Origin of the sequence: Alteromonas sp. 07-89-2, from assembly GCF_013113925.1 — a bacterium.
Lineage (GTDB): Bacteria > Pseudomonadota > Gammaproteobacteria > Enterobacterales > Alteromonadaceae > Alteromonas > Alteromonas macleodii.
This window is the reverse complement of record NZ_VTYM01000005.1, coordinates 117,352-134,228: the sequence shown is the minus strand read 5'-3', so window position 1 is coordinate 134,228 and position 16,877 is coordinate 117,352. Positions and strand designations below refer to the sequence as shown.

Below are 16,877 nucleotides of genomic sequence, written 5' to 3'. Positions count from 1 at the left end.
TTTAATGGTTTTGATAACACCAACGACTGGGCTTATAGCGCAGTCATTGGTGTGGATTCCATGTCATAGATATCTTTAAGGCGAGCGCGAAGCTGGTAGTATTGTTCGCTTGCTGTGCCTTGAAGCTCAATTCGTTGATTGTCTATTTCAACAATTTGATCGGCTACCTGAATATCAAGGTTTTGCCCCATTTCATCGAATAGATCCCGTTGGGCGTGAAGCTCTTTGTTAGTTTTGATTGCTTCACTCAGTGTGCCAATTGCAGCGATACCAGCACCTGCCGCGGCTACTTGACCAGCCGTTGAGCTAGAGTTAGAGCCTAAAAGCACTGACGCGACTGCGAATAACCCTGCCGTGACTTGTTGTGTGGTGCGCTCTGCTTCAAGTTCTCTGATTTTCTTGGCTTCAGGAAGTGTCTCTTTCTGGTACTTACGGTATGGCTCTTCAGTGGTTACCCAAAAAGAATCATAGGTTTCTTGAAGGCTATCAATAAATTGTTCATCTTTTGCCTGTATGGCGCGCACGCGACGAAGCATTGGATCGCTATCTGAAGGCGCACTTACTAGCTCAATCTCACCTCTTCTGCCTTGAGTAAGGTATTGGCTAAACGACTCAGGGCTATACATTTGTGCGTAGCGCAGGTCTGACACCATTTGCACTTCTTGCTTGTAGGCATCGGATTTCTTTATAAGCAAATCATAAACGAATTTTGCAATTTGCTCGAAAACTGGGCCGTTAGGGTTTTCGCCGCGAGACATGGCATCGCGATACCAGCCTTCACTTACGCGGTATTCAAATTCTTCTTCACCCCATACTGTGTTTTTAGCGTCCATCACTTTCACGCCAATTTCTACAGTTTCAGTATCTGAGTAATTAATTTTGCCCAGCACGTAAACATCGGCAAGTGCAGAAGCATCTGGCGTTACGTTAATGCTGCCGAAAGATTTGGTTTCACCTAGGGCTTCTTTGGTTGCTATCGCAAAGCGGTTAGCTTCTAAGCGACGCACTTGAGGCCAAATCCCTTCCTCTTCTATTTCATCGTAATCGATAGTGCCATCACGTTCTGTAGGAAAGCCCGGGTCAAACACAGGTATGGCAACATCCATATAAATTTCGGAGTTGTAGTTGTAGGTATTTTTTTGCGCGCCTAACGCCTGACCGCCCCCTGGGCCTACCATAGATGGTCCTACACTGGTGACATTAGTCTGCGTTGAGCCACATCCGCTCAAGAGTATAAACGATGCTGTTGCGACCACGGTAAACAGGGCCTTGGGTTTAAATGAAGACATATCCTTTCCTTCCTCTGATTTTTTATTTACAACCGTATTGCTCTTTTAATGCTTGGAAATGCGCCTTTTCAGACTCAGTTGTTGCTCCTTGCAAGCCGGCAATTACGGCGTCACATACCGCTGAACTTCCACCTTTCGCTTGTCCTCCAACAGACTGTTTTGAAGGATCAGAACTTGAAGTGGTTGTTTGTGTATTCGTCGATGATTCTTGAGACGCAGTGCTGCTTTGTGAGCTAGACTGCCCAGCGCCTGCCCCCGAAGATGATGTGCTCGAGGTATTACCCGCACCAGCGCCTTGCCCTGTACCTTGACCCGCCGCGCTAGCTACGCTTTGTGCGCTCGATTGCGCCGCTGAGTTCATGCATTCTTCGCTTTGGTTTAGCGCGCCAAATAAGGAGTCGTCTAACGCTTGTATTTTCTCCGCTTCTGTCATCGTAGATAGATCTTGTTCGCCAAAATCGAGAACGGCGCAATCTTGATAATAGGTAGGGGCTTCGCTCGTTTGAGCGCCAGCTGAAGCAAAAATGAGTGCGTTAAGCAGTAATGCTAGTGGCAAATAATACTGCATGGCGAATAAGTCCTTTTAATCTGATTTGGCGTGGTTCATATATTACCCTCCATCCTTAAAGCAGTTATACCACTCTTTTACTTAAGACTAAACTCAGTTTTAAACATGCACAGGTAAGTTTTCATATTCAGAAAATAAAAAGCCGACGAAACAGGAAGCTTTCGTCGGCTTTAGCGTTGGGTTAATTAAGGCCTACTAGTTTATGTTATTTATTGCTACAGGCCTTTGGACGCAGAATTAATGCTCCCAATGATAGTGGTGCGCTTTCGCTTCCACATCATCTGCCGTTTGTTGCGGCATAAAGGTGGCATTGTCTTGTTCAAAGAAGAACGGTTTGCGTTTTTTCTTACTGCCCACTTCGTTCATGGTGGCCGACTCGTATACGCGTCCATTTAGTACAGTGTATTCTACGAATTCACTCTTTCTAATGTCGCTTAATACGTCGCCATCAATCACCACTAGGTCAGCAAGTTTACCTTTTTCGATACTGCCAAGATCTTTGCCCATACCTAGGTGTTTCGCGCCATCAATAGTACCGCCGCGTAGCGCTTCCCAAGGCGTAAAGCCGCCTTGTTCCATGATCCACAGCTCCCAGTGAGCAGCTAAGCCTTCACGCTGTCCGTGAGCACCAATATGTACACTGACCCCATTATCTCGAAGCTCTTTGGCGTAGCTTGCAACGTTTTGGTGGTTGTACTGATTTTCTGGCGCAGTAGGTCTGCGGATCGCACGGCTATCTAGAATAGTCGACGGGGTATAGCGAAGAAGACGCGGGTTCTTCCACACTTCAGTTTTGTCGTACCAGTACTCTTCACCCATCATGCCGCCGTAGGACACAACAAAGGTCGGCGTATAGCCAAACTCTGTGGCTTTCCATAGTTGAGTGACGTCGCTGTAGCCTTTTTCCACAGGAATGCTGTGCTCAAGACCCGTATGGCCATCTACCAACATAGTCAGATTCTGCTGAAGCTTACCGCCTCCTTCAGGCACAACCATCATCTCTTGATTTTTTGCTGCCCACAGCACTTGCTGGCGCTGATCGCGACGGGGCTGGTTGTAGCTTTTCACTGAAATAGCACCGGCTTCTTTCAAGCGCTCTACGTGGAAATAGGCATCTTCATAATTGTTGATAATCGCTTTGTAACCTAGCCCTTCTGCACCGTATAAAATCGTGCCGGTGGAGTAGATACGTGGCGCAACAATATCGCCTTTACGCTGTAATTCTGCCGCAGCAAAAATTTCTGTCGTGTCGTTTGAAGGGTCATGAATGGTTGTTACGCCGAACGACACATTCGAGTACTGACTCCAGTTTTGCTGAGGGATAATCTCATTGCGGCCCTGCGAGCCGTGCGCGTGCGCATCAACAAGCCCTGGGATAATGGTTTTCCCCGTGGTGTCTATTTGCATGGCATCATCAGGAATGGTCACATCGCCACGTTTACCCACTGCTTCAATGCGGTTGTCTTTAATCAGCACAACGCCATCTTCAATCACCTCTTGGGTATTGTCGGCATCGCGCATGGTTACCACTTTTCCGCCAACCAAGGCTTTGTAACCAGATGGCTTATCAGCTTTAGTGGTGAACGACAAATCTATACCTTCAGCTACTGGCTCAGGTAAGGTTTCTGCAGCGCCATCAACAAAGGCAAAGGCTTCATCAAGTGAACGGCTAAATAGCGTAGGGCCGTTAAACCAGCTTAGGGTTTTATTGTCAGGCGACCACGTTAAATATTCACCCGCGCGGCTTGAAAGCTGCGTTACCGGCAGTGAGGTCATGTTCGGGCCTATGGTAATGCGCTTGCCATTTTCAACAAACGGCGCCACGTACGTTTTGAACTGGTAAACAAACGCAACCCATTTCTTATCATGTGAAAGTTTGTACTCACTTACCTTATCTGCACCGTAAAGGTGAGTTCGCTTGTCGTTGCCTTTAAGGTTAACGCTTGAAAGCTGGGTTTCGTAGTAAGCTTCGCCGCCCGCTGATTCGGTGAAGTACACCCGGTCATCGTTACCTGCGAAATGCGCGTTATAGCCGCCTTCAGAGACTTTTTCTTCCGTGTCGTCTTCAAGGTCCGCTACATAAATTCCTGGCTCAACCGAGTATTTTGGGTCTAGTAAGTAGCCGCCGGTAAACTTGCGGAAAACCACTTTCTCGCCATCGGCAGAGAACGACGGCTCAATGTAGTGACCTGGCTGCTGGGTAATAACCTTTCCTTTACCACCGCGAGCAGAAACCACGCGAACGGAGCCTAGGTCTTGGTCATTCCATGTCGTATAAACAATCGACTTTCCGTCGTTAGAAAAGCGCGGATAGTATTCGTCATGGTCGTTTTGTTTCGTTAAACGCTTAATTTTGCCAGATTTAACGTCGCGCACATAAAGTTTACCTAACGCTTGGAAGAGTACGGATTTACCGTTGGGCGACATTTGAGACCAGCGGATCATGCGAACGTCAAATTCATCAGGCGCGACATCTACGTCAAAGCGTAACGCATCGGCAAATTTCACCGTGCCTTCAACGGTCACGTCCATGGTGCTGGTGGATTTATCTTTCACGTTGATAGTGTGGAACTTACCGCCTGTCCAATATACGATTTCGCTGCTGTCTGGCATCCAGTCGAAGTAGGCAAAGTAACCTTCCGAACCAAAGCCTTCCTGCATATCTCGCTCTAGTTCTAACGTCAGTGGTGTTTCTACACCTGTCTTGATGTCTTTAATGAAAAGCGCAGTTCTATCTTTAACGCGACGCACAAAAGCGATGTATTTACCGTCAGGTGAAGGCGTAGGAACCACAGCGCCGCCCGTACCGCTAATATAGCGGCTCTCTTCGCCGGTTTCGCGGTCGTAGCGAGTGATAGCAAAAATGCCTTCTAACGGGTCGCGGTTATATTCAAAGCGGGCGCCCGGAACCGTATTTTCGGTAAAGTAAATATACTTGCCGTCATGAGAGAATACAGGGTCAGCAATGTTTTGTTGGTCGCGCTTTCCGCTGTTACGAGCTTTAATTTGTAGGCCGTCACCACCTGATTTGTGGTACATCCAAATCTCGCCAGCCGGAATACTGCGGCTCGACATAATGCCTTTGGTTACCACTAGGTATTCGCCGTCTGGGCTCCATTTAGGAGAGTGGATAAGATTGCTTTTCTCTTTGGTTACCTGACGAAGATTACTACCGTCAATGTCCATAACCCATACGTTACTTAACCCATCTTTATCCGAGATAAATGCGATGTGTTTACCGTCTGGAGAAATTGAAGGGTGAATATTCCATGCGAAGTCTTGGGTCAGCGGGGTCGCATCGCCACCACTCATGCTCACTTTGTACAAGTCGCCCAGCATGTCAAAAACCATAAACTCGCCGTTTGGTGCAACGTCTAAGCTAGACCACGTGGTTTCGTTTGTTTTGATAGTGACTTCGTTTAATGCATAAGGTGGGTTGCTGACTTCCCACGTTTCAAGCTCGGATTCTGTTTTTTCTTCACTGTCGTTTTGGGCGTATAAAGTAGGTGCGACGCCCAAGCCCAGGGCGCTTACTAGCGTGATGGCCAGTAAACTTTTCTTTGTCGTTATCATAATTGTGTTTCCAACCGCTTGTTATTTATTTTCTGTCTACATCAGAGTACATGACTTAACATGAAGATACGTACTCTTGAATTGTAAAACTAAGGTTAATCTTACTGCAAAGTAGGATAGATTCATTTAGCTTATGCGATTGTAAGCACGATTTTAGCGTTTAACTTTCATTGACCAATTTTCGAGAATCGTTACTATTCGCGTTTATTTCGCAATTTGTGAGCGCTGTTTTGAAACTTTGGGTACGACGACTGCACCTTCTATTAGCGCTGGTATGTGGGTTATTTATTATTTGCCTTAGCATCACCGGTGCATTGCTAATTTATGCAAAAGATATCCAAACCTTTGTCCAACCAGAGAAGTGGACCATAGAATCTCACGAATCGCCCTTACCCCTTTCTTACATAGTGAATGCGCTGGAAGACGAGACGGGTCAGAAAGTCGAGCTTTTAATGCCCGAGTCAGACCCTGAACTCGCTTGGCAAGGGAAGCTCAACAATGGCGAATACGTAAGTGTAAACCCCAACTCTACCGAAATACTTCATAGATACGATTATTACAGCACGTTTTATGGGTTCACCATGGCTATCCATCGATGGCTGTTGTATCAAGATGGTGACAACGAAAGGCCACTTAGAAATTGGGTGTCTGTTAGTGCCTTAGTTCTACTTCTTGAAGTAATTGTGGGTTTTTACCTTTGGGTAAAGCCAAAAAATAGAATAAAACGCCTTGCGATTAAACGCCGCGCCAAGTTTCGAATTCTCATGTATCAACTTCATACAGTGCTGGGCGTTTATTTGGCTATACCACTAATACTCATCGCTTTTAGTGGCATGGCGTTTAATTGGAAAAGCGCTACGCAGCAGGTGGTGGAAACCGTTACTTTTTCAAAAGTTGAGAAAAGGCCAGTACCTGAACCGTTATCCCACGATGCTAGTAGTGCTTCAGTGGCTATCGATACATCTTATCAAAACGCCATAGCGGTGTTTCCCAATGCGTCACTATTTCGCATTTACTTCCCAAAAAATTCAGGCGAACACATAGGTTTCAGAATGCAAAACCCCGGCGAGTCTCACGCCTACAGCTGGGTTTGGACAAACCCTCAAAATGGAGAAATAACGGGTTATTACGATGCATCAAAAGCGAATGTAGCGACGCAGGTTTGGAACTTCAAATACAAGTTTCACATTGGTGATTTCGCGGGCCCATTGCTTGAATTTATCTGGTTATTAATCGCATTACTCCCTGCGTTTTTTACGATAACAGGGTTTTACTTTTGGTATAAACGCCACTTTAGATAATGAGAATAATTTTCATTATCTTTACATTGTTCTTCTACACCTTTAGTATAACGCGCCTTTCGTAACCTTATTTTCTTAAAAGAGTTTTCATGTTTAGACCATCGCTTACGCTCATTGCCTTAGCCGTTAGTGCGCCTTCTTTTGCTAATGATGCCCAAAAGGATATGGAACGTATTATCGTTTCTGGAAGTCGTGTTATTGAAAGTATTGATGAAGTACCAGCGTCAATCACCGTTATTTCAAGAAAGCAGATTGAAGATCACCTAAAGGTAAATCCCGAGTTACAGAGCTTGTTAGCGCAGATGGTGCCGGGCTTAGCTCCAGATACAGGTAGTTCGAGCAATACTGGCCAGTCTTTGCGCGGACGAGCTCCGCTTGTGATGATTGACGGTGTGCCTCAGTCCACGCCGCTTAGAAATGGCTCGTTAGGTGTGAAAACGATTGACCCTAGCGCGCTTGCTAGAATTGAGGTAATTAAGGGCGCTACGTCTGTTTATGGCAATGGAGCGTCAGGCGGTATTATCAACTACATTACCAAACAAGCAACAGCGCAAGACACGCATGAGGGCCAAGTGAGTTTGTCTTCACGTTTTAGCGCAGTGAAGCTTGAAGAGTCAGCCGGTGCGCGTATTTCAGCTGCGATTAACGGCAAGGTGGAGAATTTCGATTACCTTGTTACCGCCAGTTACGAGGAAAACGGCGTTCAGCGCGATGCAGAAGGCGACATCTTAGGTTTGCAGTACGGCCTGTCAGACGCTGAAACACAGAACTACTTTACCAAATTTGGTTACGATTTCGATCAAGAGAAACGCCTTCAATTTAGCTACAACTACTTTAGCTCTCAACAAAAAACTGATTTGGGAGATGTTCCCGGAGACATCAACGAAGGCGTGAAAACCTACGCTATTCACGTACCTGAAGCTCTGCAAAAACGCGGTAAACCTCAGGGGCCTGACGGAAATGAGAACATCACCTTGAAATACACAGACAGCAATATCTTTGCAAACAGTGAAATGACGCTTGATGTGTACTCGCAAGATATTGAGAACGTATTCTTCTTTTCGCCTAACTTAGCTAACCCCGATGAAGGCTACGACGGCGGCCAGTCTATTATTCGCTCTGAAAAGCGCGGCGCTCGCGCGACGTTTAATACTGCCATTGATTTCGATGGCGTAGAAGCCACGTTTATCTATGGTATCGACGCACTGAAAGACACTACCTCACAACCGCTGGTTGATGGGCGCGTGTGGGTTCCTGAAATGGAAATGGACAGCTTAGCTGGCTTTTTACAAACAAAATGGGTAATTCACGACGACGTTATTGTAAAGGCAGGTGTGAGAAGGGAGAGTATCGATTTATCGGTTGATGACTACGAAACACTGAAGCTGTGTCGCTCTGAAACTCAATGCTCTGTTCCTCTTCAAGTTAAGGGGGACACTATAGATTACGACGCAACCACTTATAACATTGCAATTAAGTATAACTGGAGCGACAGCTTTAGCCCGTTTTTCAATTACTCGCAAGGTTCAGATATCGCTGACATTGGCCGCCTACTGCGCGCTGCAACGGTAGATGATATTGGTCTTATTCAAACGGAAGCTTCTATCATCGATAACTACGAAGTGGGTTTCACTTCTCTTTTCGACCAGGTACGCCTTGAAGTTGCGGCTTACAGAAGTACATCTGAACTTGGTACGACCAATAGTTTCAACGAAGTGACAGGTGTGTATGAGCCTGTACGCGCACCACAGGAAATTTGGGGTTATGAAGGCTTAGTAGACTATCGAATCTCTGAAACGCTCAATGTGATAGCCACATATAGTTACGTTGAAGGGAAAAATACCGAAGCTGATGTGTACCTTGGCTCTCGCCAAATTAGTCCACCCAAAGCAACGGCAAACGTAAACTGGAAGCCATCAGACACTTTATCGTTAACAGTTAGCTATCTGTATGTGGGTGATCGTAAACGCTTCTCGCCAAATGCTGACGGCGACTATGTGGGCGATCAAGGACCTATATCGAGCTATAATATTGTTAACCTAAGTGGACAGTACCAGTTCGCTGAAAACTGGAACGCGTTTATGGGTGTCGAAAACCTGTTTAACAGCGACTACTATCCTGCGCGCGCTCAGTCATACACCTACGGTGGCTACAATATTAAAGGATTAGGCACCACAGCAACCCTTGGTGTGACTTACTCTTTCTAACCAATAGCACCTCGTCTAATTGTGGCGAGGTGCCTTCTCTCTACCATCACTTTCAGTGATGCTTGTCTATTACAGCAATAATCGCTAATTTCGTAACAACTCATTAACAATGAATTGTGTAGGAATTACCGTGAGCAACGCTGAACAACAATTGCATTATTCTACTTGTACGCTTTGTGAAGCAATGTGTGGTATTGAGGTAGCGACGAAAGGCCGTCAAATACTGTCAATAAAAGGGGATAAAGAAAACCCATTTAGCCAAGGTCATATCTGCCCGAAAGCGAGTGCGTTAAAAGACTTGTACGACGATCCTGACCGCTTGAAGCGCCCGGTAAAAAGGGTACGAATTGACGGCGAGGCGAGTGCATCGGAAGACAGTGCATTGGAAGACTGCACCTGGGAAGAGATTTCGTGGGATGAAGCCTTTGATTTGGTCGCAAACAATTTACACCACATCCAGCAGGCACACGGCAATAATGCGGTAGGTGTGTATTTAGGAAATCCCAATGCGCACAATATGGGCTCAATATTATTCGGACCGTATTTCTATCGTGCCCTCAAGTCGCACAACCGCTATTCCGCTACCTCCGTTGACCAGTTGCCCCATCATATTGTTAGTCGACGACTGTTTGGTCATATCTCCCAAATTCCCATTCCTGACATTGATCACACGCAGCACTTTATGATCATCGGCGGGAATCCGCTGGCCTCTAATGGCAGCATTATGACCGTGCCAAACGTGAAAAAGCGTTTAAAGGGCATTCAAAAACGTGGAGGGAAGGTCGTCGTTATCGACCCTAAACGCAGCGAAACTGCCGATATCAGCTGTGAACATCACTTTATTCGTCCAGGCAGTGACGCGCTGTTACTGCTAGCTATGCTGCATGTATTGTTTGAAAAGCAGTTATACAAGGCGGATGAAATTTTACCTTATGCCGAGGATATAAAAGCGGTCGAAAAATACGTTCGCGATTATTCACCACAAAAGGTGAGCGAGCTCACCGGTATTACAGCTTCACAAATCACTCAGCTTGTTTTGGACTTCTGCAATGCTGAGTCTGCAGTTTGTTATGGAAGGATGGGGGCTAGCGTACAAGCGTTTGGTACGCTCACTCAGTATCTCATCATGCTGTTTAATATGCTCACCGGAAACCTAGATAAGCGGGGTGGCATGATGTTTACTCAGCCAGCCGCCGACGTATTACCTGTATCAGGCAAGGGCAGCATGGGCGGATTTACCTCTCGCGTAAGAGGGCTTCCGGCGTTTGCTGGTGAGTATCCGGTGGCGTGTTTAGCCGAGGAAATCTTAACCCCGGGAGAAGGACAAATTAAGGCCATGGTAATTGGTGCAGGTAATCCCGTGGTCACTACGCCAAATGCAGAACAGCTTGATAAAGCATTTCCTCAACTCGATTTTATGGTTGCGGTGGATTTTTACGTTACCGAAACCTCCCGACATGCAGATGTGATCCTTCCTCCGGTAACCGCGCTAGAACGCGACCACTACGACATTGTTTTTCACAACTTTGCCGTGCGAAATTTCGCTAAGTATTCGGAAGCGGTGGTGGACATTGACGAATACCAGCTTAGCGACTGGCAAATATACCTTTCGTTAGCAGAAAGGCTCGATGCGCTAAACGGAAAAAACACCGCACACTATGCTGCGCTTTGGGACAAGCAGCCTAAAGGTGTGGTCGATGATTTGTTGCAAGCAGGTCTTTATGGTCGAGCAGCAAGTAAAAAAGAGGGCGCTGATGCTAACTTAAGCGAAACTTCAACCGCTATCCCGGAAGGCGGGTTGTCGATTGATACGCTTAAAGCACACCCACACGGTATCGACTTGGGGCCGCTACAGCCGTCTTTGCCTCATGCCTTGTTCCATGAAGATAAGAAAATTCACTTAGACTTTGATTATTTCATGTCTGACTTAGACAGGGTTAACGCGCATTTCTTTGGGAAAGCGAACCATGGTACGCCGCAAAATCAGTCCGTCGTTTTGATAGGGCGCCGGCATATTAAAACCAATAATTCGTGGCTGCATAACAGCCCCCGTATGGTGAAAGGCAACAATCGGTGTACGCTGCAGCTTCATCCAGATGACGGGGCTAAATATGGCATTACAGATGGCGATGAAGTAAGTGTGAAATCGCGGGTTGGCCGGCTAACCATAGAGGCTGAAATCACAGATGCAATTATGCCCGGCGTGGTATCTATTCCCCATGGATGGGGGCACAACAAAAAAGGCATAAAGTTGTCTGTGGCAAGTCAGCACCCTGGGGTAAACACCAATATTCTTACTGACGATTTACAGGTGGACGAACTATCGGGAAATGCGGTGCTAAATGGCGTGCCCGTTGAGCTAGAAAAGGTAAGTTAAACACATAAAAAAGCCGGCATTAACTAATAAGCTAATGCCGGCTTTTGTGAGAAAGCGCTCAATTGAGTGCGTCTCTCTAGGTCATCGTTACAAACTCTTCTGCACTGGTGGGGTGAATAGCTACACACGCATCAAAATCAGCTTTGGTCGCGCCCATTTTTATGGCAACGGCGAAGCCTTGCAGAATTTCGTCCATGCCGTGCCCAATACCGTGAAGGCCTACCACTTTTTCGTCTTCACCCGCGCATACAAGTTTCATCTTGGTCATCTGACGGTGGCGGGTTACCGCGGTGTACATAGACGCAAAACTAGAGGTGTACACTTTAACGTTGTCTTCACCGTATTCTTCAATAGCTTCTGGCTCAGTTAGGCCAATAGTGCCAATGGGTGGATGACTAAACACAACGGTTGGAATAAGCGAGTAATCCATGTGAGCGTTTTTTTGGCCGTTGAATAAGCGTTCGCTTAGCAAGCGACCCGCTTTAACTGCCACCGGAGTAAGCTCTGCTTCACCGGTAATATCACCAACCGCGTAGACATTCTTTGCCGTGGTGTTTTGATATTTGTCGACCTTAACCGTGCCGTTGTCGTTCAGTTCAACGTCGGTATTTTCAATATCAATTTTGTCGGTAGAGGGTTTACGGCCAATCGCCCAAATCAAGCAGTCAGCTTTTAACACTTCGCCATTGGTTAAGTGTACTGATAGCTCGCCATCGTCAGCTTTTTCCACTTTCTCTACGCTAGCATGGTCGTGCAATTTGCAACCTTCAGCGTGGATCATGTCAACCAAAGTTTCGTGAATAATAGGGTCGAAATTTCTAAGCGGAGCGTGTTTGCGAACTACCAAATGCGATTCTGTACCAAGGGCGTGAAGAACGCCGGCTAATTCCACTCCAATGTAGCCTGCGCCAACCACGACAGCGCGTTTCGGCTGCTCTTTTAAGGCAAAGAAACCATCAGAATCAATACCGTACTCAGCACCTTCAATATCTGGGATGATTGGGCGGCCGCCTACAGCAATCGTAATATGACCAGCCGTGTACTTTTCGCCGTTGACTTCTACCGTGTTGTTATCGATAAACTTCGCGAAACCGCGAATTAAGGTAACGTCATTTGCGGTAAGAGCGCGGTCGTAAGAAGCATGAATACGCTCAATATAAGCCTGGCGGCTGGCAATTAGGCTGTCCCAGCTAAAGTGATTTACCGACAAATCGAACCCGTATTCAGGTGCATAGCGATGTATCGCTTCAGCCACCTGTGCTCCGTACCACATGGCTTTTTTAGGCACGCAGCCAACGTTCACGCAAGTACCGCCAATATCTTTCGCTTCAATGATGGCGGCCTTCTTTCCATGTTTAGCTGCACGGTTTGCAGATGCGATACCACCGCTGCCACCGCCAATACATATATAATCAAAATGTGTCATTCAAAAAGCCTTCTTTGTCGGTTAGGCGAACGTAAACGATAAGCATAAATGCCTTCGGAAGGTTCGCACAGCAAATCATTCTCTATCGGTCTTGTCATAAAGAGTAATCAAAAGACCGAGATTTGCTTTAGGGAATTTCATTTAGTTTATCAATGGGGACAGTGCAGCCTAATTAAAAGGCTAAGACAAAGCGAAGCATATTCATGCATCGCTCATCCTGCTTTCAGCACGTAATCTTTAAAGCTTATTCACTTATAGTAGCAGAAAGCTCTTCTGGTTCTATTTGAATACTAAACGCTTTTCCACGTTCTTCTTCAAAGTGTACGAGTTTTTGAATGGTGGCATCACTAAACACATGTCCCTCGGGAAGGATAAGGATGTGACTATCGTTATACAAATTTTGGGCTAGTACCATGCCTGCTTTGAGCTGCGAGGCTTTCAATGATGTAGAAAGCAGTTTAGATGTCGTTACATCTTCTGCTTCGAGCAACAGGTCCAAAAATTCACCGTCATAGCGGGTGTTTCTGTGCTTTTTCATTTCTAGTTTGGCATCGCGAGGGCTCATTTCGATGCCGCTCATTCTGCCAGTTACTAAGCGCCAGTAATCTCGGGCTATGGCCAAGATACGCGCGCCAGCAGGTATTTCTTTTGCAACTTTGTTATACAAGCCTGAGCCATTATAGTGCTCGAACTGAAATTCAATAATGTCAGAAACTTGATGTAGTTCGTGCGCCGGAGCAAGTATTAACGCAGCCTGCTTGGTTTGCGATAGATAGTTTTGCTGCTGTTGATATTTAAGTTTTGAAAAAGGCGCCTTAAAATCTTCGCTTTCAAGCCCTAGTAACCCAAGCTCGCAGATAAGCCCCGCATAACGCACCTGTTTGATTTCTTCTTTCTCTAACCGAGCAATACGCGCCAGTTTTGATGCCAACTCGCTAACCTCAATGGCAAACTTACCATTAATGTCAGGGTTAATGCTTATCACGTTGAACAGCACCTGCTCCATTGCAAGGTTGTGTTTTTCGATTTTATTTAGCGCCGCTTTTATTTGGCGCGTGCGCTTTTGAACCACTTGTTCTAGTGAGGCATTTACGTCGCGTAGCTTTTTATTTTGCAGTCGTGTTAGTTTTTGTAGACGAAGGTTTTCCGCCTTTAACTTAACTCGCTCTAAGCCTTCTTCTACAACAGCGATAAGCTCTTGGTTGTCCCATGGCTTTTGCAGGTAACGGTGTATCTTGCCTTGGTTTACAGCTTTAATTGTTGACTCAATGTCGGCATAGCCGGTGAGCACAACTCTAAAAGTCTCGGGATAATTGATAGCGACCTGTTCGAGTAATTCCGCACCTGACATCTGCGGCATTTTCATGTCAGAAATAACTACATGAACATCGTGTTTACTCATTAAATCTAACGCTTTGGCACCACTATCAGCAAGCAGTAAGGTGATGTCCATAGTGAACAGCGCACGCTTAATAGCGCGAAGGATATTCGGCTCGTCGTCGACAAATAGAACCGTGTAGGTCGTGGCTTGTTCTGTAGTAGGCTCTGTCATAAATTATTATCCTTATAAGCGACGTTACAACTATTACACGCAATGCTGCTTGATAACACTATTAGTTGCTTCATCCTTCGCTCTCTAATGTTTTGTCTGAGTGTGAAACAAGGGGGAGCGCTAACGTAAATATGCTTCCTTCTCCCTCTTTGCTGGTGGCTGAGAGCGTGCCGCCATGCTCCTGAGCAATGCCAAACGAAATTGAAAGACCTAAGCCAGTGCCTTGCCCTTCAGGTTTAGTTGTAAAAAATGGATTGAAGAGTTTGTCTAAATGACTTGATGGAATACCGCAGCCAGTGTCTTCTACACGAAGCTCGACAAACTTGCCCGCAGTACAGGTGGTAATAGTTACCTTACCGTTCTTACCCGTGCTCTCTATCGCTTGTCCCGCGTTAATGAGTAAGTTGGTAACAACTTGAGAAACCTTGCCTACATTCATGGCAACGTCAGGGACTTTGCCTAAATGCGTTTCAACAGTACAAATATACTTTAATTGGTTGTTCACCATGGCAAGGGTAGTGCGTACACAATCATTAATGTTGTGCTGCTGCATGTGGTCACTGTCTACACGAGAGAATAGCTTTAACCCTTTTACAATTTCAGCAACCCGACTTAAACCGTCTCTCGAATCGCTGAGAAGGTCGGTGATATCTTCATTGATAAACGCCATATCCTGATTAGCTAACATTTTTTCTAGTTCTGACAAGGCAGAAGCACGCTTACCCTCGTCTTGCTCATTAAGGACCGCGTTAATTTGTGAAAATATCATTTGGTAGGTAGCAACGTACTCACTTAAGGTGGATATGTTGCTGCTGACAAAACCGACAGGATTGTTAATTTCATGGGCGACACCCGCTGCGAGCTGGCCAACTGACGCCATCTTCTCAGCTTGAAGTAGTTGTACCTGGGTCTCTTTTAGATCTTTATTGGCCTCTTGGAGTTGATAGTTTTTCTGATGCAGCAATGCGGTTCTATCCTGAACCTTTTCTTCAAGTAGCGTGTTAAGCTCTTTAAGCTCATCTTGCGCGTATTGACGCTGCGCATGTTCTTCTTTCAAACGCTCAACCAGTTGATTAAATGCCTCTGCCAGTTCGCTTAACTCATCAGTGCCGCGCACGGGAACAAAAACATCTTGATAGCTGTTGTTTTTCACTGCATCACCTAAACGTTTAGCGCCTTCGTGTAATTGATGAAGTTGCGACATCAGGTAAGAACCGAGTAAGTAAGAGCACAATCCGACCAAAATAAATTCTAGAAAAGCCAGTGTAACTGTCCAGTTTCTCACCCTTGACACAGATTCAGTTACTGAAGCAATGTTAAGTCCAATCTCTACATAGCCGTACAAAGTCCTGTTCACCATGATGGGGGCTCGGGTGTCGTAAATACCATCATCAGCGTCTGAAACACTTGTGTCGGCAGTAAAAGGGCGGTTTAGTGCGTTGGTGTTCCCCTTTTCTACGAAAACTCTGCCTAATTTGTCTTTAACTTTGACGTAAGCAATATTGGGGTTGGTAAGGATTTCTGAAACGTCGGCATCAAGAGCTGCAAGGTCGTAGCTTAAAAAGGCATTTTTTGTCGTCGAAACAAAAAGGGCAACCGTGGTGTCGGCTGACTTCTTTATGTTACTGTCGACAAGGTCATTAAGTAGCTGAAACACCGTCACAATGAGCACTAGCAGCAAAAGCGCTGCTATTGATGCGATGCCTGTTATTGTTTTTATACGCAACGACAGTTTCATACGAGTCTACTCATAAATGCGGCCTCGATAGCGACGCTATTCCCAATGCTCTCACGTCGTCCCAATCACTGTCGTTTGACGCTATAAAGCCGTTAAAACCAATACCTTTTAAAATCCAAGACTTACTTGTGTCGTTCGACAAAGCAAGTAATGCATTAAGAATAGCTTGTCTGTCAGCGAGCGCCATATTTGGATGGGTTGCGATAGCATGAGGCGTATAACCCTTGCTCTTCCAAAGGACACGTAATTCTTGTTTAACGTCGTCAGGTGAACTGTTAAGCGTACGGACAATGCCCCCCCCAGCATTGAAAAAGCCCCGTTGTACTGCGAGGTACACAGAGTCATGAGAATTGACGTAGCGCGGTACAAAAGCAATGCTTTTCATCCGCAAGTGAGCGCTTGTGATAATTGTGGCAGCAAACGCAGCTGGCGCTGGGAAGGCTACTTCAGTACCGCTTAAGTCTTCCAGAGAGCGTATGGGGCTGTCTTTACGTACAACAAGTAAGCCGCGAATTTCTTTATCGCGCTGGCGCGCAAGCGCGCGGTAGTCTGCAGATTCATTAAAAACCACAAAGTGGTAGGGGTTCATATAGGCAATATCATATTTGCCGTCGGCGAGATTCGCCTCAAAAGTAGGAATGTCTTTTGCGGTTTTAAAATCAATCTCAAAACCGGTGTAATTGCTCACATAGTCGATTAAGGGTTGCCATGTTTCAGCCATTTTCTTGGCAGACTGTTGAGGTACAACAGCAAAAGTAAGGGGTTTAGCATTTGTCGGTAATGCGCAAACACCTACAAGCAAACTTAAAAGAGCGAATCGCGATAACCAAGCCATAATGTCACTCC

At 46.0% G+C, this 16,877-nt stretch carries 10 protein-coding genes; 3 read left to right on the top strand and 7 right to left on the bottom strand.

Translation table 11 applies throughout. The features are described 5' to 3' along the window. Nucleotides 1-32: 32 nt before the first annotated feature. The 3 genes from F0261_RS05500 to F0261_RS05490 all read right to left on the bottom strand — a co-directional run bounded on the left by F0261_RS05500 (nucleotide 33) and on the right by F0261_RS05490 (nucleotide 5,430). Nucleotides 33-1,289, bottom strand: coding sequence for a hypothetical protein (locus F0261_RS05500; protein ID WP_014950954.1), 1,257 nt, complete (start codon nucleotides 1,287-1,289; stop codon nucleotides 33-35). A 22-nt stretch (nucleotides 1,290-1,311) separates the two neighbouring features. After that, complete coding sequence (locus F0261_RS05495; RefSeq protein WP_014977561.1) at nucleotides 1,312-1,857, bottom strand: hypothetical protein; 546 nt, start codon at nucleotides 1,855-1,857, stop codon at nucleotides 1,312-1,314. A gap of 237 nt (nucleotides 1,858-2,094) precedes the next feature. Further along, nucleotides 2,095-5,430: an amidohydrolase family protein gene (locus tag F0261_RS05490; RefSeq protein ID WP_171337416.1), complete on the bottom strand. Its 3,336-nt coding sequence runs from the start codon at nucleotides 5,428-5,430 to the stop codon at nucleotides 2,095-2,097. A 170-nt stretch (nucleotides 5,431-5,600) separates the two neighbouring features. On the opposite strand from F0261_RS05490, the gene F0261_RS05485 reads away from it, so the two are divergent. The 3 genes from F0261_RS05485 (at nucleotide 5,601) to F0261_RS05475 (ending at nucleotide 11,315) form a co-directional block, all read left to right on the top strand. Beyond that, entirely contained in the window at nucleotides 5,601-6,731 is a 1,131-nt protein-coding gene (locus F0261_RS05485; protein WP_171337415.1) for a PepSY domain-containing protein, read from the top strand. Nucleotides 6,732-6,820: 89 nt separating this feature from the next. Beyond that, nucleotides 6,821-8,938 carry a TonB-dependent receptor gene (locus tag F0261_RS05480; RefSeq protein WP_171337414.1) on the top strand — a complete coding sequence of 706 codons (2,118 nt, stop codon included), beginning with the start codon at nucleotides 6,821-6,823 and terminating at the stop codon, nucleotides 8,936-8,938. A 130-nt stretch (nucleotides 8,939-9,068) separates the two neighbouring features. Then, nucleotides 9,069-11,315, top strand: coding sequence for a molybdopterin-dependent oxidoreductase (locus tag F0261_RS05475; protein ID WP_171337413.1), 2,247 nt, complete (start codon nucleotides 9,069-9,071; stop codon nucleotides 11,313-11,315). A gap of 76 nt (nucleotides 11,316-11,391) precedes the next feature. Here the strand turns inward: F0261_RS05475 and gorA are convergent, their stop codons facing one another. From gorA to F0261_RS05455, 4 genes are all read right to left on the bottom strand, one after another. Beyond that, nucleotides 11,392-12,741 (bottom strand): glutathione-disulfide reductase, encoded by a 1,350-nt coding sequence (gene gorA / locus F0261_RS05470; RefSeq protein WP_171337412.1) that lies wholly within the window; start codon nucleotides 12,739-12,741, stop codon nucleotides 11,392-11,394. 244 nt (nucleotides 12,742-12,985) lie between these two features. Beyond that, a complete protein-coding gene (locus F0261_RS05465) occupies nucleotides 12,986-14,293 on the bottom strand; it encodes a response regulator (protein ID WP_014977555.1) in 1,308 nt (435 codons plus the stop codon). Between the two features lie 70 nt (nucleotides 14,294-14,363). Next, nucleotides 14,364-16,031: an ATP-binding protein gene (locus tag F0261_RS05460; protein ID WP_049586758.1), complete on the bottom strand. Its 1,668-nt coding sequence runs from the start codon at nucleotides 16,029-16,031 to the stop codon at nucleotides 14,364-14,366. 10 nt (nucleotides 16,032-16,041) lie between these two features. Further along, on the bottom strand, nucleotides 16,042-16,866 hold the full coding sequence (locus F0261_RS05455; protein ID WP_171337411.1) for a phosphate/phosphite/phosphonate ABC transporter substrate-binding protein: 825 nt from the start codon (nucleotides 16,864-16,866) through the stop codon (nucleotides 16,042-16,044). Nucleotides 16,867-16,877 lie beyond the last annotated feature (11 nt).

Excerpts from the sequence above, each read along its gene's own strand:
- F0261_RS05500 (WP_014950954.1), bottom strand. The coding sequence starts at position 1,289 with ATGTCTTCATTTAAACCCAAGGCCCTGTTTACCGTGGTCGCAACAGCA.
- F0261_RS05495 (WP_014977561.1), bottom strand. The coding sequence starts at position 1,857 with ATGCAGTATTATTTGCCACTAGCATTACTGCTTAACGCACTCATTTTT.
- F0261_RS05490 (WP_171337416.1), bottom strand. The coding sequence starts at position 5,430 with ATGATAACGACAAAGAAAAGTTTACTGGCCATCACGCTAGTAAGCGCC.
- F0261_RS05480 (WP_171337414.1), top strand. The coding sequence starts at position 6,821 with ATGTTTAGACCATCGCTTACGCTCATTGCCTTAGCCGTTAGTGCGCCT.
- gorA (WP_171337412.1), bottom strand. The coding sequence starts at position 12,741 with ATGACACATTTTGATTATATATGTATTGGCGGTGGCAGCGGTGGTATC.
- F0261_RS05465 (WP_014977555.1), bottom strand. The coding sequence starts at position 14,293 with ATGACAGAGCCTACTACAGAACAAGCCACGACCTACACGGTTCTATTT.
- F0261_RS05460 (WP_049586758.1), bottom strand. The coding sequence starts at position 16,031 with ATGAAACTGTCGTTGCGTATAAAAACAATAACAGGCATCGCATCAATA.
- F0261_RS05455 (WP_171337411.1), bottom strand. The coding sequence starts at position 16,866 with ATGGCTTGGTTATCGCGATTCGCTCTTTTAAGTTTGCTTGTAGGTGTT.